Source organism: Lysinibacillus contaminans (assembly GCF_001278945.1).
In the GTDB taxonomy this organism is placed as follows: domain Bacteria; phylum Bacillota; class Bacilli; order Bacillales_A; family Planococcaceae; genus Lysinibacillus; species Lysinibacillus contaminans.
The window spans coordinates 230,084-254,614 of the sequence record NZ_LGRV01000001.1; the positions used below are offsets into that span (position 1 = coordinate 230,084).

At 38.0% G+C, this 24,531-nt stretch carries 24 protein-coding genes; 17 read left to right on the top strand and 7 right to left on the bottom strand.

The features are described from left to right. Positions 1-132 precede the first annotated feature (132 nt). Positions 133-1,293 carry a M20 metallopeptidase family protein gene (locus AEA09_RS01170; protein WP_053582094.1) on the bottom strand — a complete coding sequence of 387 codons (1,161 nt, stop codon included), beginning with the start codon at positions 1,291-1,293 and terminating at the stop codon, positions 133-135. Between the two features lie 68 nt (positions 1,294-1,361). Further along, entirely contained in the window at positions 1,362-1,886 is a 525-nt protein-coding gene (locus AEA09_RS01175; RefSeq protein WP_053582095.1) for an antibiotic biosynthesis monooxygenase family protein, read from the bottom strand. 226 nt (positions 1,887-2,112) lie between these two features. Here AEA09_RS01175 and hemE point away from each other — a divergent pair, with 226 nt between their 5' ends. From hemE to AEA09_RS01220, 9 genes are all read left to right on the top strand, one after another. Further along, a complete protein-coding gene (gene hemE, locus AEA09_RS01180) occupies positions 2,113-3,162 on the top strand; it encodes a uroporphyrinogen decarboxylase (protein ID WP_053582096.1) in 1,050 nt (349 codons plus the stop codon). A 106-nt stretch (positions 3,163-3,268) separates the two neighbouring features. Beyond that, entirely contained in the window at positions 3,269-4,189 is a 921-nt protein-coding gene (gene hemH, locus AEA09_RS01185) for a ferrochelatase (protein ID WP_053582097.1), read from the top strand. A 23-nt stretch (positions 4,190-4,212) separates the two neighbouring features. Continuing rightward, positions 4,213-5,625 carry a protoporphyrinogen oxidase gene (gene hemY / locus AEA09_RS01190; RefSeq protein ID WP_053582098.1) on the top strand — a complete coding sequence of 471 codons (1,413 nt, stop codon included), beginning with the start codon at positions 4,213-4,215 and terminating at the stop codon, positions 5,623-5,625. 322 nt (positions 5,626-5,947) lie between these two features. After that, positions 5,948-6,910 (top strand): YncE family protein, encoded by a 963-nt coding sequence (locus AEA09_RS01195; protein WP_245622752.1) that lies wholly within the window; start codon positions 5,948-5,950, stop codon positions 6,908-6,910. Between the two features lie 2 nt (positions 6,911-6,912). Continuing rightward, positions 6,913-7,596: a response regulator transcription factor gene (locus tag AEA09_RS01200; RefSeq protein ID WP_082332521.1), complete on the top strand. Its 684-nt coding sequence runs from the start codon at positions 6,913-6,915 to the stop codon at positions 7,594-7,596. Beyond that, positions 7,593-8,981, top strand: a complete 1,389-nt coding sequence (locus AEA09_RS01205) for a sensor histidine kinase (protein WP_053582099.1) — start codon at positions 7,593-7,595, stop codon at positions 8,979-8,981. Before AEA09_RS01200 ends, AEA09_RS01205 begins: the two co-directional genes overlap by 4 nt. A gap of 3 nt (positions 8,982-8,984) precedes the next feature. Further along, on the top strand, positions 8,985-9,482 hold the full coding sequence (locus AEA09_RS01210) for a FixH family protein (protein ID WP_053582100.1): 498 nt from the start codon (positions 8,985-8,987) through the stop codon (positions 9,480-9,482). A 106-nt stretch (positions 9,483-9,588) separates the two neighbouring features. Then, positions 9,589-10,158, top strand: a complete 570-nt coding sequence (locus AEA09_RS01215) for a TetR/AcrR family transcriptional regulator (RefSeq protein ID WP_053582101.1) — start codon at positions 9,589-9,591, stop codon at positions 10,156-10,158. Positions 10,159-10,261: 103 nt separating this feature from the next. Further along, positions 10,262-12,283 (top strand): YhgE/Pip domain-containing protein, encoded by a 2,022-nt coding sequence (locus AEA09_RS01220; RefSeq protein ID WP_053582102.1) that lies wholly within the window; start codon positions 10,262-10,264, stop codon positions 12,281-12,283. Positions 12,284-12,568: 285 nt separating this feature from the next. On the opposite strand, the gene yhfH is transcribed toward AEA09_RS01220, so the two are convergent. Then, on the bottom strand, positions 12,569-12,694 hold the full coding sequence (yhfH, locus tag AEA09_RS19380; protein ID WP_012292204.1) for a protein YhfH: 126 nt from the start codon (positions 12,692-12,694) through the stop codon (positions 12,569-12,571). Between the two features lie 141 nt (positions 12,695-12,835). On the opposite strand from yhfH, the gene lplA reads away from it, so the two are divergent. The 8 genes from lplA to AEA09_RS01260 all read left to right on the top strand — a co-directional run bounded on the left by lplA (position 12,836) and on the right by AEA09_RS01260 (position 21,396). Then, complete coding sequence (lplA, locus tag AEA09_RS01225) at positions 12,836-13,828, top strand: lipoate--protein ligase (RefSeq protein ID WP_053582103.1); 993 nt, start codon at positions 12,836-12,838, stop codon at positions 13,826-13,828. A gap of 113 nt (positions 13,829-13,941) precedes the next feature. Then, positions 13,942-14,646 carry a response regulator transcription factor gene (locus AEA09_RS01230; protein WP_053582104.1) on the top strand — a complete coding sequence of 235 codons (705 nt, stop codon included), beginning with the start codon at positions 13,942-13,944 and terminating at the stop codon, positions 14,644-14,646. Further along, the gene (locus AEA09_RS01235; protein ID WP_053582105.1) at positions 14,646-15,629 is read left to right on the top strand and encodes a sensor histidine kinase; all 984 of its coding nucleotides are present in this window, start codon (positions 14,646-14,648) and stop codon (positions 15,627-15,629) included. The genes AEA09_RS01230 and AEA09_RS01235 overlap by 1 nt, the downstream gene beginning before the upstream one ends. Before the next feature lie 11 nt (positions 15,630-15,640). Continuing rightward, on the top strand, positions 15,641-16,072 hold the full coding sequence (locus AEA09_RS01240; RefSeq protein ID WP_053582106.1) for a hypothetical protein: 432 nt from the start codon (positions 15,641-15,643) through the stop codon (positions 16,070-16,072). Positions 16,073-16,084: 12 nt separating this feature from the next. Next, positions 16,085-16,861, top strand: coding sequence for an ABC transporter ATP-binding protein (locus AEA09_RS01245; protein WP_053582107.1), 777 nt, complete (start codon positions 16,085-16,087; stop codon positions 16,859-16,861). Then, complete coding sequence (locus tag AEA09_RS01250; protein WP_053582108.1) at positions 16,833-18,767, top strand: ABC transporter permease; 1,935 nt, start codon at positions 16,833-16,835, stop codon at positions 18,765-18,767. Before AEA09_RS01245 ends, AEA09_RS01250 begins: the two co-directional genes overlap by 29 nt. A 142-nt stretch (positions 18,768-18,909) precedes the next feature. Beyond that, positions 18,910-20,460 carry a fatty acid--CoA ligase family protein gene (locus AEA09_RS01255; protein ID WP_053582109.1) on the top strand — a complete coding sequence of 517 codons (1,551 nt, stop codon included), beginning with the start codon at positions 18,910-18,912 and terminating at the stop codon, positions 20,458-20,460. 291 nt (positions 20,461-20,751) lie between these two features. Continuing rightward, positions 20,752-21,396, top strand: a complete 645-nt coding sequence (locus AEA09_RS01260) for a VTT domain-containing protein (protein WP_053582110.1) — start codon at positions 20,752-20,754, stop codon at positions 21,394-21,396. A 240-nt stretch (positions 21,397-21,636) separates the two neighbouring features. Here the strand turns inward: AEA09_RS01260 and AEA09_RS01265 are convergent, their stop codons facing one another. From AEA09_RS01265 to AEA09_RS01280, 4 genes are read right to left on the bottom strand one after another with little or no spacing between them, the layout of a single operon-like run. Beyond that, positions 21,637-22,362 (bottom strand): hypothetical protein, encoded by a 726-nt coding sequence (locus AEA09_RS01265; protein WP_053582111.1) that lies wholly within the window; start codon positions 22,360-22,362, stop codon positions 21,637-21,639. Continuing rightward, on the bottom strand, positions 22,359-23,087 hold the full coding sequence (locus AEA09_RS01270) for a hypothetical protein (RefSeq protein WP_053582112.1): 729 nt from the start codon (positions 23,085-23,087) through the stop codon (positions 22,359-22,361). The genes AEA09_RS01265 and AEA09_RS01270 overlap by 4 nt, the downstream gene beginning before the upstream one ends. After that, positions 23,071-23,964, bottom strand: coding sequence for an ABC transporter ATP-binding protein (locus AEA09_RS01275; RefSeq protein WP_082332522.1), 894 nt, complete (start codon positions 23,962-23,964; stop codon positions 23,071-23,073). Before AEA09_RS01275 ends, AEA09_RS01270 begins: the two co-directional genes overlap by 17 nt. Further along, positions 23,961-24,335 carry a GntR family transcriptional regulator gene (locus AEA09_RS01280; RefSeq protein WP_053582113.1) on the bottom strand — a complete coding sequence of 125 codons (375 nt, stop codon included), beginning with the start codon at positions 24,333-24,335 and terminating at the stop codon, positions 23,961-23,963. Before AEA09_RS01280 ends, AEA09_RS01275 begins: the two co-directional genes overlap by 4 nt. Between the last annotated feature and the right edge of the window lie 196 nt (positions 24,336-24,531).

A 24,531-nucleotide genomic window follows, 5' to 3' on the forward strand; every position in this document is an offset into this window, starting at 1 on the left:
AGTAAGGATAGTGCTACTCGGGTGCTAATGTCAGCGCTCAGGTAGACCAAATGAAGGCTTATAACCGACACTCATTAAGTAAAAAAAAGCTCATTTTCACCAAATGTACTGGTGAAAATGAGCTTTTTTGTTTTAGTCTACTAATTGATAGTTAAGCGCAGCAGTTAATAACACTTTGGCTGCAACGAGCATGCCTTTCTCATCGATATCAAACTCAGGATGATGGTGAGGTGCATAATTTTTAGGTGCAGCCCCTGTGAAGAAGAAGGTACCTGGTTTTTCCTCCAAATAATAAGAGAAATCCTCACCCCCCATAGTCGCTTCCATTTCAAAAACGTCACAAATATCCTGTGCAACATCACGTACAAATAATGTTTCTTTTTCATGATTCACAACAGCAGGGTAGCCGCAACGATAGTCTAGTTCAATTGTGCAATCATGAGCAATTTCAGTTCCTTGAATGATACGTCTGAATTCGCGTTCCATTGTGACACGTACGTCTTTATTGAATGTACGAACAGTTCCATTTAAGTACGCAGAATCAGCAATAATATTGTCGGCATTTTGTGCAACAAAAGAATCGACAGATAGCACAGCAGATTCTGTTGGTGCCACGCGGCGTGCGACAAGTTGTTGAAGATTCATAACAAGTTGTGACCCGATTACAATAGCGTCTTTTGTTTGATGCGGCTGAGCACCATGACCGCCCCTCCCTTGAATTTTTATGTCAAAGCTATCTACAGCAGCCATCATTGGTCCTACACGGTACCCAATCATACCCGTTGGATGATTTGAAGATAAATGCGTGCCGAAAATGGCATCGACACCATTTAAAGCACCGGCTTTCACCATTCCAGTAGCACCACCCGGGTCAGTTTCCTCTGCATGTTGATGGATTAGTACATAATCTCCTACTAATTCATCACGCATTTCCCATAACAGTTTACCGATGATTAATAGCGTTGCTGTATGGCCATCATGACCACAAGCATGCATAACGCCAGGTACTTGTGATTTATAAGGTACATCTTTTTCGTCTTGGATTGGTAAAGCGTCAAAATCTGCACGTAAGGCAATTGTTTTGCCAGGCTTGCTCCCTATAATACGTGCGATTAGCCCATACCCACTAACATTTTCTTCTACGGGTACACCAAGTGTCTTATAATAATTTGCTATGTAGTTTGCTGTCTCTTTTTCTTGAAAACTAAGTTCAGGATGCATATGAAGATGGCGACGGATTTCTTGCATTTCATCAAAGTGTGCTTCGATCTTATTAGATAATTGTTGGTCCAAAGTAAAGTCCCCCTTTAAGTCATTTTAGTAAGACAAGTCCCACCTTGAAAAAAGGGGGACTTGTCGGGTTATTCTTCTTCATCCTCTTTTTTTGCAACTGTAAAAGTTGAAATATAGGAAGCAGCAGAGAAGATGTTTTGCTGACGTACGCCAGCATCAGTGGATTCCTTACGTTCTGAATGGGCTGTTTTAAAGGCGTTCGAACTTTTCCATACTTCGAACGAATGTTGACCATTCCACTGTGTCAGAACGATATAGGTGTCACTGTTTAATGGACGCATTAATCGAAAGGCAATAAAGCCCGGTTCATTTTCAATTGTACCTTTACGATTTAAAAAGCGATGTTCAAATACAGGGCGGCCTTCATCTGTTACAGGAATATTGTTGAACACGAAAAAGCCGCGGTCCTCTAAATCATTTACGGAATCTAGCACTTCGAATTTACGCGGTGTCGCAAAAATAGATTTACTTTCTGTTTCATGAATGAGTACAGAATTTCCATCGCCGTGGATTAAAATCATGTGTTCGTTTGGATATTTATTTTTTACTTGCTCCATAAATTCTGCTGTACCAGAAGTTAAATAGATATACATAAAAATGCCCCCTTTAATAAATATTCGCAATACAATGATTATATCCATTTAAATTCATGTCTAACGCTTTGTCAAAAAGAAGCCAGTAGAAAGAACAATTTTATGACATTTCACCTGGAAAACTATACAATGACGAAGGAAGTGTTTACTATTGATAGCGGATATCAATAATTGAAGTAAAAGAAAAATAATATCGGAATATCTAACTGAGGGGAAGGAAATGTTCATGACAACATTTAATGATACACTTCTGCGTGCTGCACGTGGAGAACGAACGGAACACACACCAGTATGGTATATGCGTCAAGCAGGACGCTCACAACCAGAATATCGTGTAATTAAAGAAAAATACTCTTTAGAAGAAATTACACACCAACCCGAGCTTTGTGCGTATGTCACACGGTTACCAGTAGAAAACTATAATGTAGACGCAGCAATTCTATATAAAGATATCGTGACACCACTACCTGGCATCGGCATAGACGTAAAAATTAAAGCCGGCATTGGTCCTGTTATTTCAAATCCAATTCGTACAGTAGCAGATGTTGAAAAATTAGGTGAATTCAATGCAAAAGAGCATACACCGTTCGTATTAGAGACAATTAAAATACTTACAGAAGAACAGTTAAATGTGCCGTTAATCGGCTTTGCAGGTGCACCATTTACACTAGCAAGCTACATGATTGAAGGTGGCCCTTCTAAAAACTACAATAAAACGAAATCATTTATGGTGTCAGAACCACAAGCATGGTTTGCATTAATGGATAAGCTAGCGGACATGATTATTGCAGATGTCTCTGCACAAGTTGAAGCGGGCGCAAAGGCAATTCAAATTTTCGACTCATGGGTAGGCGCACTAAATGTGGAAGATTACCGAGTATTCATTAAACCTGTTATGACTCGTATTTTCGGGGAACTGAGAAAAGAAAATGTACCACTTATTCAATTTGGTGTGGGTGCAAGTCATTTAGTAAACGAATGGAATGAATTACCACTCGACGTTGTAGGCTTAGATTGGCGTTTACCAATTAGAGAAGCACGTGCGAAAGGTATTACAAAGCCAGTACAAGGTAATTTAGATCCATCATTATTACTAGCAGATTGGTCAATTATTGAAAAACGTACTAAGGACATTATTGACCAAGGTTTAGAAGTTCCTGGACATATTTTCAATTTAGGCCACGGTGTATTCCCAGAAGTGGATCCAGACGTATTGAAACGTTTAACTACATTTATTCACGACTATAGTGCACAGCAAATTAAGGCAAAAGCATAAAAACTAAGCAAATTGCGCGTAATTAGCGCAATTTGTTTTTGTCGCAGTAATCTACAAAATACACACACGAATCGAAGTTTAACTATTATATAGAGGTGATTAGGTAATGAAAGAAGTTAAAGGCTTATTAGTAATGGCATATGGCACACCCTACAAAGAAGAAGACATCGAACGATACTATACACATATTCGTCATGGACGTAGACCTTCAGATGAGCATTTAGAAGATTTACGTAGCCGTTACGCAGCAATCGGTGGCTTATCACCACTTGCTGCAGCGACAAAAGCACAAGCTGAAGCCCTTTGTGCACGATTAAATGAAGTGCAAGACAAAGTAGAATATAAATTATTTATTGGTTTAAAACATATCGAACCATTTATTGAAGATGCTATAGAAGCGATAGTGGCAGAAGGCATTAAAGAAGTAGTTTCAATCGTATTAGCACCTCATTTCTCGACTTTCTCTATTAAATCGTATAACGGTCGTGCAGCAGAAGCAGCGGGTGAGCGTCTAGCGATCACTTCTGTAGAATCATGGTATGACCAACCGAAATTCATTCAATATTGGCAAGAAAAAGTGAATGAAACATTTGAGGCAATGTCACCTGAAGAGCGTGAAAAAGCTTGCTTAATCGTATCAGCGCATTCTCTTCCTATGAAAATTAAAGAAATGGGCGACCCTTACGAAGATCAATTGATCGAAACAGCTCGTCTGATTCAAGAAGCAACAGGTGTAAAAAATGTAGAAGTAGGCTGGCAATCAGCAGGTCAAACACCAGAACCTTGGTTCGGGCCAGACGTACAAGATTTAACACGTGATCTATATGAACAAAAGGGCTTCCGTTCATTTGTCTATACACCAGTAGGCTTTGTAACAGAGCATTTAGAAGTTCTTTACGATAACGACTATGAATGTAAAGTGGTTTGCGAGGAATTAGGAGCAAAATACTACCGTCCAGCAATGCCAAATACGCACCCGTTATTTATCGATGCAATGGTGGATGCCATTCACAAAAAATTAAGCTAAGCGAAAAGAAAGTGATGATGTAGGTGACTCAGAAAAGACGAAAGGTAGTTGTTATAGGTGGCGGAATAACGGGCCTAACAGCTGCATTCTATATGCAAAAGGAAGCACGTGCAAAAGAATTGCCGGTAGATATCGTACTTGTCGAGTCGTCACTACGTCTTGGCGGAAAAATCCAAACACAACGAAAAAATGGATTTATCATTGAACGTGGGCCGGAATCTTTCTTTGATCGTCAAAATGATATGTACGGGCTTGCAAAAGATTTAGGTATTGAGAGTGAGCTGATTACAAGTAATGCGGGCCCAACTTACGTCGCTGTTGGTAGTCGATTATATCCAATTCCAAGCAATCTGATGTCAGGGGAAACTCCGCATATCTCGCCATTTATAGCATCTGGATTGTTTTCACTTAGCGGGAAAATCCGTGCAACAGGCGATTTTATACTTCCCCGCTCTGCAGAGAATGACGACCAATCTTTAGGTGGATTTTTCAGAAGAAGATTTGGTCCAGAGGTTGTTGAGAATCTTGTAGAGCCTCTGCTTGCAGGAACGTTTGCTGGAGATATTGAGCAATTAAGTTTGCACTCAACGTTTCCACAGCTGTATGAAATAGAGCAGAAGCATCGTAGTTTACTTGTAGGTATGAAAAAATCAGGGGCGAATTTTTTAAGTAACGAACCCATTGCAAAAGATAAAGGTATTTTCCAATCATTTGCGAATGGCCTTGAAACACTGGTTGAAAAACTAGAAGAATCCTTACTCCCAGGGACAGTGTTAAAGGGTGTCAAAGTTGAAGAAATTGAACATGGCAAGGACAATACTGTGCAAATTATATTAAATAATTTCACACAAATAAAAGCAGATGCTGTTGTAGTTGCTACCCCATTTAATGTAGCGCAAAAGATCTTTAGCAAACACAATTTATTAACAGAGTTGAAAACAATGAAGGCTGCAACAATCGCTACAGTGACGATGGCCTTTAAAAAGGAGCAACTCGGTGACTTAGATGCTCTTTCGTTTTTTGTCTCTCGAAATAGTGATTTTTCTATTACATCTTGCACATGGAGTAATCGTAAATGGCCTAACACGACGCCGGAAGATTATGTGCTTTTACGTAGTTACATCGGACGTGTTGGAGATGAAGCGATCGTTGAACTATCCGATTCAGAGATTGAAAAGACAGTTTTACAAGATTTGATGAAAACAATTGGTATAAACGGAGCGCCGGTTGAGACAATTGTGTCACGTTGGAAAAATGCGATGCCTCAATATACAGTTGGGCATGAAGAAAAAATTGCTCGTGTAAAACAAGAATTACAGGAACAATTCCCAACTGTGAAGCTATCAGGAAGTTCGTTTGAAGGGATTTCTATTCCTGAGTGCGTAAAGCAAGGGAAAACCGTTGCTCAAGAAATATTAAACGAATTAGGTATGTGACAAACTTTATAATAGAGTATTTCTAATTAGCATAGTAAATCAAGCTAAGTAGTACAAACCAAGTCAAAAGTTTGTGCTACTTTTTTGTGCGGAATTTTTAACTATAGGCTTATGAATTGAAGCTATACCTAATTACACCTTCTTCGTTTTTTGCAATCATACATAAGCTAATTGTAACCATTTTGTATCTCTCAGTACGGTATGTGATTTTTTGTTTGGAGAAAGGTGATTTTATCATTATATGGTAATGTTCGTCATAAATTCACCTTTCAAGTTTCACGTATATTTCACATTTATGAAGTATAGTAAAAGGACAGAGGTGATGACGTTGAAAAGACGGGCGTTGTTTATTTTTTCTTTACTTCAAATTGTATGGTTAGCAGGCTGTACGGAAAAATCGTTTACGCCGATTGAACGTGAAAAGTCATTTGTTGCGTCATTAAATATTCAAGAGCCATCACTCGATTTTATCGATGAAAAAGGTGAGGTTATGGCGAACTGGTTATTTGAAAAAGCTTATTCAGGCGCTGTTTTAATAGGTGCTGACCATGTATTACTGTATGGAAATCAGCTATCTTCCATAGATCTATATGATTTAACAACAGGTCAAAAACGTTTTACGAAGAAAGTGGATATAGGGACAACAAATGTTTGTTATTCGGAAGCAACACATCAATTTTTCATTGCGAATAGTAAGACGAATACGGTAACGAGCTTCGATGAGGAAGGTAACGAGCTAGCAAGCCAGCAACTTGGCAATTACCCGATGTCTATGGCAGCCACGAAGGACAAACTGTACGTCATTAATTATAAGGATACTAAGTTGTCAGTTTTAAATATGGATGATTTAGCAGTGGAGCAGGAATGGCCAATTACTAAATCCTCTCATGGTATTGCTATTATTGAAGAAACAAACGAGCTATGGATTGGTGGCCACGGTGAAGGTAGTAAACCTAACAGTACAGTGAAACGCTATGATCTGTTATCAGGTGAGCAATTAGGTGTCATAGAGATGCCGTTAATGCCAATTGGACTTATGAAAGCGGATGATGAGATATTAGTTGTTAGTCATGGTCGCAATGAATTGTATGTAGCAGATTTTAGTGGCACTGTAAAATGGCATCTACAAGTTGGTGCGAATCCATTTGTAGTAAATAAGTTTAAAGACTTGATTGTGGTCGCTGGTTATGACGACCATACACTTTACTTTATAAAAGACGGTAAAGTACAAAAAGCAGTTGATGTAGGAAAAGGCTCTTTTCAGCTGTTAGTAAGGGAGGAATAAGTGTGACAACCGTATTAATTGTAGATGATGAGCAGGATATGCGTCATTTAATCGAAATGATGCTTATAAATTCGAAATTTGAAACATTTACAGCTGCTAATGGCACAGAAGCCTATGATGTTATAGTTCGTGAAAAAATCGATTTAGTGTTATTAGATGTAATGATGCCGCATGAAGATGGATTTGCTGTTTGTCAAAGTATCCGTGCTATGTGCGATGTCCCAATCATTTTTTTAACAGCACGTGATGCCAATGAAGATAAGGTGAAGGGTCTAACGCTAGGTGGCGATGATTATATTGTGAAGCCGTTTACGCATGATGAGCTCGTGGCGCGTATTCATGCAGTGCTTAGAAGAAGTGGTATGACTATTATCGATTTACAACAAAAGCATGTGATCTATGGGGCGATTAAACTTGATGAAATTGCTCGCAAAGTATCAGTCAACGAAAAGCCTATTCCGTTAACTTTAAAGGAGTTTGATTTATTGCATTTATTTATGAAAAATCCAGGTAATGCGTACTCACGCGAGCAGCTCCTAGAACGTGTTTGGGATATTGATTATGTTGGTGGCACAAGAACAGTTGATACACACATTAAAACATTACGTTTGAAGCTTGGAAAGGATGCGGCAGAGCATATTCAAACCGTATGGGGCGTTGGCTACCGTTTAGAGCCAGTCGAATGAAGAAAATCGCCACACGGATTTGGCTGTTGATTTTTACATTTTTAATGATTACCATCGTCTTTATGTATGTACTGACAGATTACTTATATGAACAATTATACGTAGAAGATACGGCAAGTACGATGATTGAGGTAGGGACGAAGCTTCAAACGAAGTATGTGGATGGTCCGGTGACAGATGAACTTATAACGGATATTGAAACCTATAATGATTATTCTAATTTGAATATTTTTGCCGTACGAAATCCACGTGAACTTAGCGCTTGTGTACCATTTGATATTGATTATGAAACATTGATAGGCCCAGAGGAGAGAAAGCAATTACTGGCAGGGAAGTCTGTACAAAAAATTGGGTATGAGCCTCGTTTTGATCGTCAACTAATCTCGGTTGTCCTTCCACTTGTGGACCAAAATCGGCTAGAGGGGATTATTTATATTTACTTCCCACTTGCTAAAATTAGCGAACTTGCAAGTCAAGAAGTCGTGCTATTATTTGTGAGTGCTTTTGTGTTTTTACTTGTTATGAGCTTCTTTGTCTATAAAGGAATTCATCATATCATGCGTCCTTTGAATCAACTGCAAATCGCTGTGGAACATATGTCTCAGGGGAATTATGAAACACGCGTGCTGGTAAGTTCAAGCGATGAAATCGGGAAACTATCGAGTGCATTTAACGAAATGGCAGAAGCAATTCAGCGTGAGGATGAGGCACGAAAAGCATTTTTAGCAACAGTCTCACATGAGTTGCGGACACCAATTAGCTATGTGAAAGGCTATAGTGAAGCGATTCAAAATGGCTTTATTGCCAAGGATCAACAAGCAGAAACCATTCAGCTTATCGTGCGTGAAGCAAACCGAATGGAGCGTCTTACTAATGAGTTGCTGCAATTAGCTCGAATGGAAAATGAGCAAAAAGAGATTGTCCTGTATCCGATTCCGCTAGCAGAGACGCTGCGGGAAGTGGAGCAAATTTTGACGCATCAGGCGCAGAAGAGGGGTATTTCACTACAGCTAACTGTCGATGAAGCACTAATAGTAGAAGCTGATGAAGTGAAGTTGAAGCAGGTTTTCATTAACATTATTGAAAATGCAATCAATTATTCGTACGGGCAGTCCACAGTTGAAATATCAGCCGTTGAAAAGGACGGATTTGCGTATATTACGGTGGTGGACTTTGGTATTGGCATTCCACAAGAGGACTTACCACATGTCACAGAACGCTTTTATCGTGTAAATAAGGCGCGCAGTCGTTCAGATGGTGGTAGTGGGCTGGGTTTGTCAATTGTCGAGCAATTATTAAAACAGTTACAGGCTAAAATTGTAATTGAAAGTGAACTAGAAAAAGGCACAAAGGTAAGTATTACGATGCCATTAATGGAGGAATAAGAGATGAAGAAATGGTTATTAGCGTTAGTAGCAGTACCTGCATTACTAGTAGGATGTGGAGAAAAAGAAGAACCGGTAGCATCTTCACAAGATGAAGAATTACAAATACCGGAGGTGGAAATTTTAACACCAAAAGAGGTAACGGTGAATGAAAAAATCGAACTAGTAGCACATGTTATCCAAGGTGAGAAAAACATTGATGATGCAAGCATTGAATTTGAGGTATGGGAATCTGGGAAACGCGACGAAGGTCAAATGCTAGAAGGCGTCTTAGATAAAGAGGGTGTTTATAAAGCTGATGTTACATTCGAACATGACGGTGTGTATTTTATGTATGCTCATACAACAGCTAACTCAATTCATGTAATGCCTAAACAACAAATTACAGCAGGCTCTCCAGATATGACGCAAGTATTACCAGAGGATGAAGGCACTGATAAGAATATGATGGACCACGGTAATGATACGGAGCATGAAGAAAGTGAATCAAATCATAATTAAATACTTGCATTAATATAAAAATAGGATTAGAATAATGACCGGATGACTGAAATGGTATTCTGGTCATATTTATTTTCCATATACAAAACAAGGGAGGATGACAGTAATGGATCGTAGGCAGGAAATTCTTGAAGCGGCTTCAAAATCTTTTACATTGTTTGGATATAAAGCAACAACGATGGAACAGGTAGCGAAAATTGCTAATGTCGGTAAAGGAACGATTTATACATTCTTTGCAAATAAAGAAATTTTATTTCAAGAAATTGCTATGTCTCTTGTGAGAGAAATGATCGCAGAAGCAGATGCTGTACTTGATACATCAGCAAGCTTTATGGACAATGCGCATAACGCTTTAATGAAAATGCTACAATTCCGTGAAAAACATCTTTTATTTGCTAAGTTAATAGAGGAAGATAAAGAGCTTCGAACGCCTGCAGTCAAGCAAGTTTTAATTCGCATCGAATCAGAAATTTTATCGTATGTAGCAGCATTAATTCAAAAACGTATTGATAAAGGAGAAATTCGAGATTGCGATGCTGAGCTTGTTAGCTACTTACTATTAAAGGCGTATTTAGCTTTTGTTGTTGATTGGCATGAGCTACATGACGACAAAATTCCAGAGGAAAAGATACTAAATCTTTTTAAGGAAACAATCTTCCGAGGACTTGTTCTTTAAAAAAGGAATCTGCAAATTTCACGAACTGTGGGATTTGAGATTTTTTTACAGAAAATTGACCAAATGACGATTTCGGTCATAACGTATAGGAGTGAAGAAAAACATGATTAAAGCAGAGTGGCTGAAGATTTTTAAAACGAGAAAAATGCTTGTTTCAATTGTCGCTGTATTATTCATCCCAGTGATGTACGCAGGGATGTTTTTATGGGCATTTTGGGACCCATATGCAGGTATGTCTGACTTGCCAGTAGCAATTGTGAATGAAGATAGTGGTGCGGAAATGGACGGCGTCAAGCTTGATTTAGGGGAAACCTTAGTCGAGAAGTTAGTTGATAGTAAGCAGTTTAACTTTATCGAAGTGTCAAAAGAAGAAGCTGAAAAAGGTTTGGATGGCCGAGATTATTATATGATCTTAGAAATACCAGAAAACTTCTCAGAACATGCAACAACATTATTAGATGAGAAACCTTCAAAATTAGTAATGAATTATATTCCGAATGAGGGGTTAAATTTCTTAAGTTCACAAATCGGTGAAACAGCAATGGATCGAATACGTGCAGAAGTAAACACGCAAGTATCTACAACATATGCGGAAAAGTTATTTGATTCAATTGCTACTTTAGGTGATGGTTTTACAGAAGCGGCTGATGGTTCACTTCAGCTTGATGAAGGGGCTCAAAAGGTTGCGAACGGTGCGAAAGATTTAAAAGGTTATCTAGAACAACTAGCTAATAGCACAATCCAACTTTCAGATGGTACTGATAAACTTGTGGCAGGTGCACAACAAGCAGTAGAAGGTGCATCTAATCTTCAGCAAGGTGTAACGCAATATACAGAAGGTGTAGCACAAGTAAAAGAAGGTCTTTCCACTTTAAATGAAAAGCAATCGCAAATTATTGATGGTACGGCTTCAATTGCTCAAAATGCAGGTGCATTAAATAGTGCTGCAACTGAGTTAACGGCAGGTTCTGCACAAGTAGAGGCAGGCATTAATGCGTTAACACAACAATTACAAAGCGCACTAGCAACAATGCCAGAGGAACAGGCTACTGCATTAAATCAAACATTAGCACAGCTTCAAGCAGGTAGCGCTAGCGTTCATAACGGTTTATCATCATTATCTGCTGGTACTGAAAAATTACAAGCAGGTGCAAATCAAGTAAATGGTGGTGCTACGCAGATTGCAGCTGGTCAAGCGAAAGTTTTAGCGGGTGCTAATTCGTTAACAGCAAAAAGCAGCGAGCTAATCCAAGGTTCTCAACAATTAGTTTCAGGCTTAAATGAATTAGCAAGTGGTACATCTACATTAAACGAAGGTACAACAACGCTTGCTTCCAAATCTGGCGAGTTAGCAGAAGGTTCAGCTACACTTGCTGAAGGATCAACGGAACTTGCAGATGGTACAGCAACACTATCTGGCAAATTAGAGGAAGCAAGTGAAAAAGCTAGTGAAGTAAAAGCGAATGACGATACGTATGATATGGTCGGTAATCCAGTAGAAGTAGAAAAAGATTCAGTAAATCCAGTTGCCAATTATGGTACAGGTTTTGCTCCTTACTTTATTTCCTTAGGTTTATTTGTAGGAGCACTTCTTATTTCAATCGTATTCCCATTAGTAGAGCCAGCGATTCGTCCGAAAAATGGCGCATCATGGTTTACAAGTAAAGTGGTTGTATTAGCGGTCGTTGGGTTAATCCAATCATTATTAACAGTAGCGGTAGTGAAATGGGGACTTGGTCTTGAGGTGCAAAATATGGGTTACTTCATATTAACTGCATTACTAACAAGCTATGCATTCCTAGCATTAGTCCAAATGCTTGTATCGATTTTGGGTGACCCTGGTCGCTTCGTAGCGATTGTCGTATTAATCTTACAATTAACAACAAGTGCAGGTACTTTCCCACTTGAGTTAATTCCAGGACCACTACAAGTATTTAATACATTATTGCCAATGACATACTCAGTTCAAGCATTTAAAGCAAGTATATCCACTGGTGATATGTCATTCCTATTCCAAAACTACGCTGTGTTACTTGGTTACATGGTTGTTTTCTTAGCCATAACATTTGGTTACTTTATGTTAGTACACAAAAAACGTTACTCAAAAGTAGCAGAAGAAAATTAGGATTGTAGATTTGCAGCACTCATCATAAACTGGTGAGTGCTGTTTCTGTTTTGATGTGTGTAGAGGAAATAATCAGCTACCAAGGGCTCTGCGTCAAATGGATATTACGGTATTTTAGAGTAATTGAAAAGGTACAACAAAAAGTCGCAACTGATATGAGCGTATCAGTTGCGACTTTTTAAGTGTAAGAGATTTAATTAAGGGTTCATCACAAAAGTATGATGAGGGTTGTCATTATTACTACGTGTGGGGCACGCAAATGACTTTTACAGAATAGGCAAATGTTTATAGGTGGTTACATTTTTCACAAGTGTTGCTGTAACATTCGCTTTGTTCTTCGATCTTTTCACCGCACTCTGTACATTGTTTTGCAGGTAAATTCTTGAAAAATTCGACTACGTTCTCTAACATTGTGGACCCCTCCTTTAATTTCATCTGTACTATTACTGTTTCTATATTACTCAGTGTATTATAACAGATACAAATCGTCAACACAAAATGCCTAATTTACGTTAAAATAAAAATGTATATTTTGTGAAGGAGGAATTAACTATGATTTTCGTTGATAATAAAGGGATTAATGACCCGCGCATAAATCTTGCAATTGAGGAATATTTACTAAAAACAATGGATGTTGAAAAAGAACCGGTATTGTTGTTTTACATCAACCAGCCGTCCATCATTATTGGGAAGAATCAAAACACGATTGAAGAAATCAATACAGACTACGTAGAGGATAATGGCATTATTGTTGTTCGACGTCTGTCAGGTGGTGGTGCTGTATATCATGATCTCGGTAACTTGAATTTCAGCTTCATCACAAAAGATGATGGCAACAGCTTCATGAACTATAAAAAATTCACTCAGCCAGTGGTTGATGCACTTGCAAAATTAGGTGTGAATGCAGAGCTTTCAGGGCGCAACGATATTTTGGCAGAAGGAAGAAAAGTATCTGGTAACGCTCAATTTGCAACTCGTGGCCGTATGTTCACACATGGTACGCTGATGTTTAACACAGAAATCGATGCGGTTGTATCTGCTTTAAAAGTGAAAAAAGATAAAATCGAATCGAAAGGTATTAAATCCGTTCGTTCACGTGTAGCAAATATTTCTGAATTCCTAAATGACGAAATGACTATTGAACAATTCCGATTGGCAATTTTAAACTCTGTATTCGGTGGCGAAGAAAATATTCGTTACTATGAACTTACTGAGGAAGATTGGTCGAATATCTATAAAATTTCCGAAGAGCGTTACCAAACATGGGAGTGGAACTATGGTAAATCTCCACGTTTTAACATTCAAAAAACACATCGATTCCCATCAGGCGGTATCGATATTCGCCTAGAAGTTAATCATGGTGTGATTGAAGAAGCGCATATTTTCGGGGACTTTTTCGGTGTTGGTGATGTGGCTGACCTTGAAGCTCGTCTTATTGGGACAAACTATGACCGCACATCAATTGCAGAAGCATTAAAGGGAATTGATATTTCAAAATATTTTGGCGGTATTACAGAGCAAGAATTCTTCCAACTAATTTATTAATATTAAATAAAGAAATTGTAATTGGTGAAATGCTTAGCTACAGAAAAAAGGGGTTGTGACAATTATGTCGCAAGCTCCTTTTTTGATACAATATAACAGGAAGGAGTGTTCATATGGAGAAACATCGAATATTTATAGTCGAAGATGATGTGAAGATTGCATCATTACTCGCAGATACACTTAGAAAATATCAATATGAAGTTGAAACAATTCAAGAATTTGACCAATTAATCGAAGAATTCACAGCATTTAACCCACATATGGTACTGCTTGACATAAATTTACCAGCGTATGACGGCTATTATTGGTGTCGTCAATTGCGACAATATACTACATGTCCAATCATTTTCATTTCGGCACGATCTGGCGAGATGGATCAAATTTTTGCTCTTGAAAATGGTGGAGATGATTTTATTACGAAACCGTTTAATTATGAAATTGTGCTAGCGAAAATTCGTAGTCATTTGCGCCGTACCTATGGTGAATATGCGGCAAGACAAGAAGAACGTACGATTAAGCAAGGGCAACTTGTATTGCATTTAGAACGTATGGAGCTGCATAAAAATGACTTAGAAATACCTTTGCAGAAAAAAGAATGTATTATTTTAGAACTACTAATGGGACAGGCGCCGAAAGTGGTAACACGTGAGCAATTACTCGAGGAACTTTGGGATGACCAAGCATTTGTTGATGAAAATACACTGAATGTCAATATGACACGCGTTCGAAAAAAATTAGCAGACTACAACGTACAGTCAACAATTGAAACTGTCAGAGGTGCAGGCTACCGTTTTATTGTAAGTGAGGGTGAGCTGTAATGGGCTGGCGCTTATTCTTACGAGATTATGCTAGTTTCATCATTTTTCAGGTACTATTAGTTGGATTTATTATGGTGTTGTACTGGTTGGATGGTTTCCGTAATGTTGATACGGCAGTGTACTCTATTTCTATTAGTTTGGTGCTATTGGCAGCATTTTTACTTGTGCGTTATTTAATGCGCCAACGTTTTTTAATGAAAATTGCACAGTTACCAAGAACGATGGAAGATGCGCTGCAAAAAAATGCGAAAACACCAGTAGCGATAAGAACAGAAAAATATATGAATGAATTATATCGTTTGTATCAGCATGAGCTCCATGCATTATATGCAAGCCAAAAGAGACATGATCAGTTCATGAATCAATGGGTACATCAGATGAAAACACCTATTTCAGTTATTGAATTGCTTTTACAAGACGAACAACCACTTGATAAAAAGAATGTGCAAGAAGAAATTGATCGCCTCCGTAGAGGGCTGGATATGGTGCTTGTGAATGCACGTTTAGAAAAGTTTGAAGAAGATATGCACGTAGAGCAGGTGCCATTAAAAGCAATTGTTACTGCAACAGTGAATGAAAATAAACGTCTATTTATTACAAATCGTGTTTTTCCGGAAATTCATATTGATGAAAATATAATTGTAGCAAGTGATTCAATGTGGTTGCGTTTCATTATTGGTCAATTCGTAACGAATGCCGTGAAATATACGTTTGACGCCAATAAAAAAATAATGATTTCAGCTATTCAAAAGGAAGAACATGTTCAGCTTGCAATCTGTGATGAAGGTATTGGTATTCCTACCTCCGATCTTTCTCGTGTAACAAAAGCCTTTTTTACTGGTGAAAATGGGCGTAAAACTGGGGAATCTACAGGAATGGGCTTATATTTAGCAAAAGAGATCTGTGAAAAACTTGGTCATGAACTCGACATTACATCAGAAGTTGGAAAAGGGACAATCGTTACAGTGACATTTACAAATTAGGGGGTGCACAGTTGAAAGAAGTACGAATTGAAGATTGGCTATTAAGTATAGATATTGGAAGAACAGAGGCTGTATATCAGCATATTACCGAAGTTTGTGAGTGTCTTTCCTGTCAAAATTTTCGTATAGCTAGCGAGTTTCTTAATGAGGAAGTATTGCATTTTTGTCACGTACTTGGTATAGATTTGCACAAACCAAGTCTATTGAACGCCTTTTCAGTAGAGGGCGACCAAATTATGTATAGTGGGTACTATTATTTATGCGGTGAAATTATAGAAGGCGAAATCGACGAATGGAATATTATCGTTGGCCAGCATTGCTTTAGCTTGATCGATGTAGATGGCGGTAAACCAGAAGGGTTAACAGCTCCGTATTTTCAAATTGGATTTGAAGTTGTACTTCAACAATTATTACCAGAATCAATGGAATTAATGAAGAAATAAGGTGAACACAGTATGCCTATTTTACAGATAAAAGATATCACGAAGGTTTATGAGGGAAAGGTAACACATCGCGCACTGAATCAGCTAAGCTTTGATGTAGAAGATGGAGAATTCATAGCGGTAATGGGGCGATCAGGGAGCGGTAAAACGACATTGCTAAATATTATTTCCACTATTGATGAGCCGACCAGTGGGGAAATCATTTTAGATGGCATGAATCCTCATAAATTGAATGCAACAGAGCTTGCTTATTTTCGACGCCGTCAGCTTGGATTCATATTCCAGGACTTTAATTTACTGCATATGTTGACGGTCGAGGAGAACATTATCTTGCCATTAACACTTGACCAGCAACCGTTAGAAGTGATGGAAGAACGTCTTAAAAGTATTGTAGAAAAGTTGGATTTAACATCCTTTTTGCACAAACGTCCGAATGAAATCTCCGGTGGACAAGCGCAAAGAACGGCAATTGGTAGGGCATTAATCCATAACCCTAGCTTGATCTTAGCAGATGAGCCGACTGGGAACTTAGATTCAAATTCAGCTCGTGATGTACTTGAGTTATTAACAAAGGTAAGTAATGAAAGGAAAACGACGATTGTCATGGTGACGCATGATCCGATTGCAGCGAGTTATTGTGATCGTGTGTTATTCATTAAAGATGGTGAGTTTTTCAATGAAATTTACAAAGATGATCGACGTCAATTGTTTTTCCAACGTATTTTAAACGTATTGAGCTTACTAGGAGGAGGGCAAGTAGGTGACCTTTCGACAATTCGCTTACCGTAATGTCGTACGGAATAGCCGTGTTTACGGAGCCTTTTTTATGGCGAGCTTTTTTTCCGTAGCCGTGTTTTTTATTTACTCGATGTTGATGTTTCATCCTGATATTGAAAGTGGTATTTTAGGCGAAGTCTCAATGATTGGCATGATTGGTGCCGAAATAGTGCTTGTACTGTTTACATTGTTCTTTCTATATTACTCAATGAGTGCGTTTTTAGAGGCACGATCACGAGAATTTGGCATTCTACTGCATCTTGGGATGGATAAACGCCAAATGAATAAGCTCGTTTTTTTAGAAACGATGATTATTGGTGCTGCCTCTATTATTGTAGGAATTATTTTTGGCTTCTCATTTTCTAAGTTTTTCTTCATGATTGTACGTGAAATTTTACACCTAGAAGAATTGCCTTTATATGTTTCTTGGGAGCCGTTTGTATTAACAATAGGTGTATTTACGAGCGCTTTTGTCGTTATTACCTTTACTAGCGTATATCTTAGACGTGAGCGAAAATTACTCGATTTAATGAAGGGGAGCAACTACTTACATAGCGTCATATCGTATTCTAAAATACGTGCGATTTATGGTATTGCGTTAATTATATCGACGTATGTATTAGTACTGCTTGTTTCTTATACATCAATGATCGGCCTAACATTACTGATCCCGTTTTCAGCGACCTTTGGCACGTATTACTTTTTCAGTGATTCGGTGCCATTCTTTTTAGATTTAGCACGTGGCAAGCGGAAATATCACTGGCAACGCTACCGTTTACTATCGTTAGCTGAGCAGACAAATATTATGCAGGAAAATGTGAAAGTGTTTTTTGTCGTGACGATGGTGTCGACAATGGCATTCTTATCGGTCGGTGTGTTAGCGACGATGTCTTCATATACGACACAGTATGAACGACTAAATCCACTTGGTCTAATCTATAAAGGAGATATAGATAATCCATATGAGAGTGAACATATTAACTTACTCATGGAACAATTGGAGGAGAAGGGTTTATCCTATCATTTAACGCGCTTTGTCGTCATCAAGCAAACCTCTTCTTTTACTCATAATGAGGTTGAGGTATTTCGCGAATCGGATATGAATACCTTATTATCTTCTTTTGGTTACCCGATGCTGAAATTATCTGCAGGTGAAGCGGTGTTTATCCCTTATTCGGAAGAATCACTGAAAAAGCTAAAAAATACGGTTGTTCATACTGTGTTAGAGGAAAATGAAATTCCTCTTACAATTGATAGTGTCTATCCTGAAATCGTATTTCCCGGTTCTATTGTTAGTGTCAATTCTATCGTTATAAGTGATGAGGATTTCGCGAAGCTGAAAAAGCCAATTGCTGACGCTGATATTGTACAACCGAGCTATAAACTGTTCACTTTCGATATCCCCCAATGGATGGAAACGAAAGAAATTGGAAAAGAAATTGATCATTTAGCAGTGGATGAATATTTTATTAAGAAAGAAAATCGAAGTCCATTCTACTTTGAAAATGCAGGTTTAAATTATTCTTATATATTAGCGACTTACTCTTTATTTACATTGGTTGGTGTTTTAGTAGCGACAGTATTTTTACTAGCGGCTGGCAGCTTTATCTACTTTAAGCTACACACATCGTTAGAACATGAAAAACGAAAATTCGATGTATTAAAGCGTATGGGTTTAACGGATATAGAATTGAAAAAGCTTGTAAACCGTCATTTATTCCCGCAGTTTTTCTTACCGTGGGGTGTGGCAATGATGCATAGTGCCTTTGCCTTTTTCATGGTACAGAGCATATTAAAGGATATTGCTAATATCTCTATTGTAAAAGAAGTATTCTTTGCTTTTGGCTTTTTTGTGATTATTCAAGTTGTCTATTTTTACTTAATCCGTTGGCGTTACATCTCCCATATTCGCACGTAGGTTGAATGCATTAAGGAGAGAAAAGTGATTTATTTAACGAAAAAATACACATGAAGCAAAAACGTTCGTTGTTTTTTCTATACATTTCCAGTATAATAATGGTGAATAGTGATTCATTTTATACGACAAGGGGATGGTGTAATTGAATTTAGTTTCATGTGTACGTCAACAAGCTGTAGAGCAACCTGAAAAAGTTGCCTTTCATTTTATGGGGAAAGATACTTCTTACGGCGAATTTGAGCAAACTGTCAGTCGCTTTGCACAAGGCTTACAAGATTTAGGGGTACAAAAAGGGGACCATGTAGCGTTTTTACTCGGCAATACGCCACATTTTTTAATTTCTTTATATGCAACAATGCGCTTAGGGGCGACAGCAATTCCAGTAAATCCAATCTATACACCAGATGAAATTTCTTATATTTTGAGTAATGGTGATGTGAAAGTAATCGTGGCACTTGACGCTTTACTTCCATTAGTGGAAATGGGTGTACAAGCATTTCCACAAGTAGAGGCATTTATCGTTTGTGAAACAGGTACGGATGCAGCTGAAAAGGTAGCGGGCTTATCGGATGCGGCGAGAGTAAAGACATATTTATTTTCACATGTTGTCGCAACAGCTTCGGGCTCTTTACAACCAGTAGCCGTTTCAGATGATGACAATGCCATTATTTTATATACATCAGGAACAACTGGTAATCCAAAGGGTGCGATGTTAACACATGGAAATATATATTCAAATGCGCGTGATGTCTCGACATACTTAGGTTTTAGAGCTGATGATCGTATTATTGCGACATTACCTGTATTCCATGTATTTGCATTAACTGTTGTAGTCAATGCACCGTTACTTAGTGGGGCGACTGTTTTATTAGCGCCGCGTTTTAGTCCAGCTGAAATTTTTGCATTAGCGAAGGAGAAAAAGGCAACTGTATTTGCGGGAGTACCGACAATGTATAACTTCCTATATCAATTACCAGACGGCAATCCAGAAGACTTCTCGTCAATTCGTCTAGCAGTTTCAGGAGGCGCATCGTTACCAGTTGCACTTTTACATAATTTCGAGGAGAAATTTAATGTACGTGTGTCAGAAGGCTACGGCTTATCAGAGGCTTCACCGGTAACTTGCTTTAATCCATTAGATCGTGATCGTAAAGCGGGGTCGATTGGGACAAATATTAATAATGTTGAAAATCGAGTAGTGGATGTGTACGGGGAGCAGGTACCTGTTGGTGAGGTAGGAGAACTTATTGTTCGTGGACCAAATGTAATGAAGGGCTATTACAAAATGCCTGAAGAAACGGCTGTGGCTATTCGTGATGGTTGGTTGTATACAGGTGATTTAGCAACGATGGATGAAGAAGGCTATTTTTATATCGTTGATCGTAAAAAGGATTTGATTATTGTAGGTGGCTTTAATGTATATCCGCGTGAAGTAGAGGAAGTCCTGTTTACTCATAATAATATTGTAGAAGCGGCAGTTGTTGGCTTCCCCGATTCTAACTTTGGTGAGGCAGTTCATGCCTATGTTGTACTAAAAGATGTTACAAAATCTACGACAGAGGATATTTTAGCGTACTGTGCAAAGCATATGGTGAAATACAAAGTGCCAAAAGTGATTGAAATCATAGATGAATTACCGAAAAACACAACAGGTAAAATTTTACGACGTTCATTAAAAGAAGTTAAAGTATAATGGGAGAGGGGCTACTTGAGAGAGTAGTTCCTTTTTATTTTTCAAACAAATAACATAATAATTGAGTGCACGTCTAGTGAGTGATAAAATCGGTCATATGCAAAAGATTTTGGTCATGGCTTTTATATTGTGCCATATAGTGATCTAAACATGAAATTGTCATACTTGGTATACTACAAAATTTCGTGATATGTTATGATGCCTAAGGAAACCTTTGAAGAAATTGCATCGTCAAAGTAAAAAGTAAGCGTTGTAGAAATGAAGAAATTTGATTGAAAGAGAGCTTGATAAATGTCTATTATTTATGATTTGATTAGTTTTATCATGCATATTGATGTGCATCTAACAGAAATTATTGAAGATTTTGGTGCCTGGTCTTATGCCATTTTATTTGGAATTGTTTTTGTAGAAACGGGTGTTGTTATTTTCCCATTTTTACCGGGTGATTCATTACTTTTTGCAAGTGGTACCCTAGCCGCAGCAGTTGGCGCATTTAATCTGTGGATTTTAATCCCAGTATTTTTAGCTGCAGCGATTCTTGGAGATACAGTCAACTATGAGATTGGTAAGAAGGTGGGAACATCGATACCGCCAAAAAGTTTTTTAGGGCGTGTTGTCAGCCAAGAGCGTATGGATGCTGCGCAGCGTTTCTTCAATAAACATGGTGGGAAAACAATTGTTATTGCACGTTTCATGCCCTTTATTCGTACGTTTATTCCTTTTATTGCGGGTGCGAGTCGCATGCGATACCGTTACTTCATTATGTACAACATAGTAGGAGCGGTTTTATGGGTGTTTAGCTGTACATTACTCGGCTATTTCTTTGGGAATATCCCAATTATTAAAGACAACTTCTCAACTGTGCTAATTTTAATTATTGTAATCTCAGTATTACCAGCAATTATTGGTGCACTAAAAGCTAGAAAGAACAAATAGAAGGGGCTATCCAATTAGTCTCTTTAAGCATAACATCTAGCCTTCTATATGGTAAAAATCCGCTACGCTTTCCGCGGGCACAGCGTAAGACGCAACCCCCGCTACGCGCGTTTTGTTGCGTTTTACGTCTTGTGCTGTTCCCGCAGGAGTCTACGCGGATTTTTACTTTTATATCAAAAAAACAGTATGCTGGAAGTACCCTCAGCATACTATTTTTACTTTTAGAACAGCCAATTCTTTTTAATTAATAATATTAATGCGACCTTGGAGATCTTCTAAATCTGTACTACGTGCGACTTCTATAAGGAGCACGCTTGGATATTGGTAGTTCACACTCTCCATTTTCTCTGTTTCAGTATGATCTATTCGATTAAAGTCTAATATAGCTATTGATGCATTCACGCGATTATAGCTTATGGAATGTTCCGAAGTGGATTCGATGATTAACTGCTGCTCGGACATATAAACATTTGGGGGTGGTACTTCATCTGCTAAATCAAGACCTTCAATAATAACTGGAAATTGATAATATGAAAGAACAATACTACCATGCTCGATATCGTCGTTATAACGTAAGCGAATATCGGAATTTAACCAATTACTCCCCTCATTTACCGCAACAGGTATAACATCCCCTTCAAATTCAAATTGCCAGCTTTTCTTTTTATAGGTTTCTGTTAAAAAAGAAGAATCATTCTCTTCATCATACCGATGTATATCCTCTGTAACCTGCTGAAGCTTTTGTATTTCTTCACTAGATAATGTTGTTAAAGTAGTCTCTGAAAAAAAGCTTAAATAAAGAAAAGCAAGGAGACCAAAAGCTATATAACCTGTAACAACAGCGAAGATATGCTTTGGTGTCCAATGTATCTTCATCCTATTTTTCAGTACCTTTAGTATTTTCAAAACGACTAACATGAACAATACGATGAACAATAACGGTAATACAATCATCAAAGTTGTCATAAACGGGACACCTCCGATTTACTGGCAATCCAAATAGCAAGGGCAAAGCACAGTGCCGCAACGCTCAATATTATTAGACTTACAATTATATTGGGTAACAGTATAAATCCTGCAAGGCTGATTGATTGTGATGATAAATTGAATAACAGTATGCCGATTACTAGAAAAATAGTCGTACATACTTTTACGGTAGCTGGTCCTTTGTAGCAATTGCCAAGCAGTAAGCCGATTGCACCAAATAAACAAATGATACTAAAACACACCATTAAAATTGTTGGTGAAACAATGAGTTGGTCTACTATCAGAGTCTCATTACTCCATAACAAGACGGCGACTAACTGCAAGTACAGGGAAGAAACCATGATAATCACCGCAATTAGGCTATAAAAAATAATAACAATCATGTTAGCAATGGCACAGGACGTACGGCTAGATATAATCGATAAATCATCTATGCGAAACGCTTTTGTTGTAAAAAGTGTGGCACTAATAAATGCCCAAAACGCAGCAATCATTAAAAATAGATCCAGTGAATAAATGGAGAATTGTACATCTAAATTTCCACGACCGTAGCCTGAAGAACCACTACCAGAGTCGAAAAGTAAGAGGCCAAATAGTAATTGTAAAGTGATTAAGGTAATTAGTGCAGATAGATATAATTTTGCTTTCCATTTCACTTGTTTTTGTACGACTGTTTTCAGTGTTATATTAGTCAAAGACTGCATCGATATCACTTCCTTCGCTACTTGTTAAATACATACAGACATCACTTGTTGATAAATGTGCAGTTGTAATCCCCTTTTTTTGTAGCACATCTTCTTGAATGAAAAGTTTACTAGCCTCCACTACAACTGTAGTCATGCCAGCTATCTCTTTTTTTGTATATATGATTGAGTCCGCTAGAATTGGGGCAAGCGCATGACTCGGTCCAGTAAGTGAAATCAGTTGTTGTTTTAATTCATCTATCGGAGCATGGGCAATGACAACACCTTCGTTGATTAATAAAATTTCCTCTAAAATAGACTCCATCTCTTGTAAATGATGACTAGCAATTAAAATCGTACGCGGGAAGGCGATATATTCTTTCAAAATCGCACGGTAAAAATCATTTCGAATTGCTTCATCCATACCATTCATAGGTTCATCTAAAATCGTCAGCGCACAGCGACTTGCAAGCCCGTAAATCAGATTAAATGTAGCTAGTTGCCCCTTTGACAATTGCTCATGTTTTGCTTTTTTTGCTAATCTTGCATAATCGAGCAGTCTAAATGCCAGTTCACCCTGCCAGTTCGGATAAAAATCAGCACCCATTCCAAGGATTTCTTCTAGCGTTAAATAATTAGAAAAACTTAAGCGATCATCAATCATAATTGTATTTGCCGCTGTTTGAATATTATTAAAGGGTTTTTCACCAAATACATGGCAAGTGCCACGTGTCGGCTGCAAGTAGCCTGCCAAAATATGTAGTAGTGTGGATTTTCCAGCTCCGTTACGTCCAATGATGCCGACAATCTTTTCGGATTCAATTGCGCATGTTATGTTTTGCAATGCTTTGTGGCTGCCAAAGTTTTTTGCTAGCTGTTCACATTGAATCATTTTCATTTTAATCCCTCCTGAGTCCTCCGAATAAGAGCGAGCAATTCCTCATCTGAAACAAGGAGTCGATTTGCTTCAATGACAAGATTCTGTGCCATTTTCGTCAAGGTTTCATTGCGTCGCTTCGTTAAAATTCTTTCCTTTGCATCTGTTGTTACGAACATGCCAAGCCCTCGTTTCTTATAGAGAAGTTGTTCTTCTAGTAAAATAGTGAGTCCTTTGCCTGCTGTTGCAGGATTGATATTAAATAATTCTGCGAGCTGATACTGTGAATACACTTTGTCGTCTGTTTGTAAGCGATCTGCTACAATCTCATGTTGTAACCATTCCGCAATTTGAATATAGATGGGCGTCGTACTATCTAAATTGACATACACAAAAAAGCCTCCATTCTGTATTTTTGGTGACACAGTGCATTAGTGTTGTAATGTACTATAAACTAAATTTGGAAATATGTCCATGTGGAAAAATTATGGTAATATTCGAAAGGGCGGGGAATCATAGGGGCAATATGATTAAAGAATGTTACTTATATAAACTGTTCTTTTGGCTGTATTTATCGAGGTCCTTCGG

Bases quoted from the DNA above. Each gene is read 5' to 3' on its own strand.
- AEA09_RS01175 (WP_053582095.1), bottom strand. From the start codon at position 1,886: ATGTATATCTATTTAACTTCTGGTACAGCAGAATTTATGGAGCAAGTA.
- hemE (WP_053582096.1), top strand. From the start codon at position 2,113: ATGACAACATTTAATGATACACTTCTGCGTGCTGCACGTGGAGAACGA.
- hemH (WP_053582097.1), top strand. From the start codon at position 3,269: ATGAAAGAAGTTAAAGGCTTATTAGTAATGGCATATGGCACACCCTAC.
- AEA09_RS01195 (WP_245622752.1), top strand. From the start codon at position 5,948: ATGACGTTGAAAAGACGGGCGTTGTTTATTTTTTCTTTACTTCAAATT.
- AEA09_RS01205 (WP_053582099.1), top strand. From the start codon at position 7,593: ATGAAGAAAATCGCCACACGGATTTGGCTGTTGATTTTTACATTTTTA.
- AEA09_RS01210 (WP_053582100.1), top strand. From the start codon at position 8,985: ATGAAGAAATGGTTATTAGCGTTAGTAGCAGTACCTGCATTACTAGTA.
- AEA09_RS01215 (WP_053582101.1), top strand. From the start codon at position 9,589: ATGGATCGTAGGCAGGAAATTCTTGAAGCGGCTTCAAAATCTTTTACA.
- AEA09_RS01220 (WP_053582102.1), top strand. From the start codon at position 10,262: ATGATTAAAGCAGAGTGGCTGAAGATTTTTAAAACGAGAAAAATGCTT.
- yhfH (WP_012292204.1), bottom strand. From the start codon at position 12,694: ATGTTAGAGAACGTAGTCGAATTTTTCAAGAATTTACCTGCAAAACAA.
- lplA (WP_053582103.1), top strand. From the start codon at position 12,836: ATGATTTTCGTTGATAATAAAGGGATTAATGACCCGCGCATAAATCTT.
- AEA09_RS01230 (WP_053582104.1), top strand. From the start codon at position 13,942: ATGGAGAAACATCGAATATTTATAGTCGAAGATGATGTGAAGATTGCA.
- AEA09_RS01235 (WP_053582105.1), top strand. From the start codon at position 14,646: ATGGGCTGGCGCTTATTCTTACGAGATTATGCTAGTTTCATCATTTTT.
- AEA09_RS01245 (WP_053582107.1), top strand. From the start codon at position 16,085: ATGCCTATTTTACAGATAAAAGATATCACGAAGGTTTATGAGGGAAAG.
- AEA09_RS01260 (WP_053582110.1), top strand. From the start codon at position 20,752: ATGTCTATTATTTATGATTTGATTAGTTTTATCATGCATATTGATGTG.
- AEA09_RS01265 (WP_053582111.1), bottom strand. From the start codon at position 22,362: ATGACAACTTTGATGATTGTATTACCGTTATTGTTCATCGTATTGTTC.
- AEA09_RS01270 (WP_053582112.1), bottom strand. From the start codon at position 23,087: ATGCAGTCTTTGACTAATATAACACTGAAAACAGTCGTACAAAAACAA.
- AEA09_RS01275 (WP_082332522.1), bottom strand. From the start codon at position 23,964: ATGAAAATGATTCAATGTGAACAGCTAGCAAAAAACTTTGGCAGCCAC.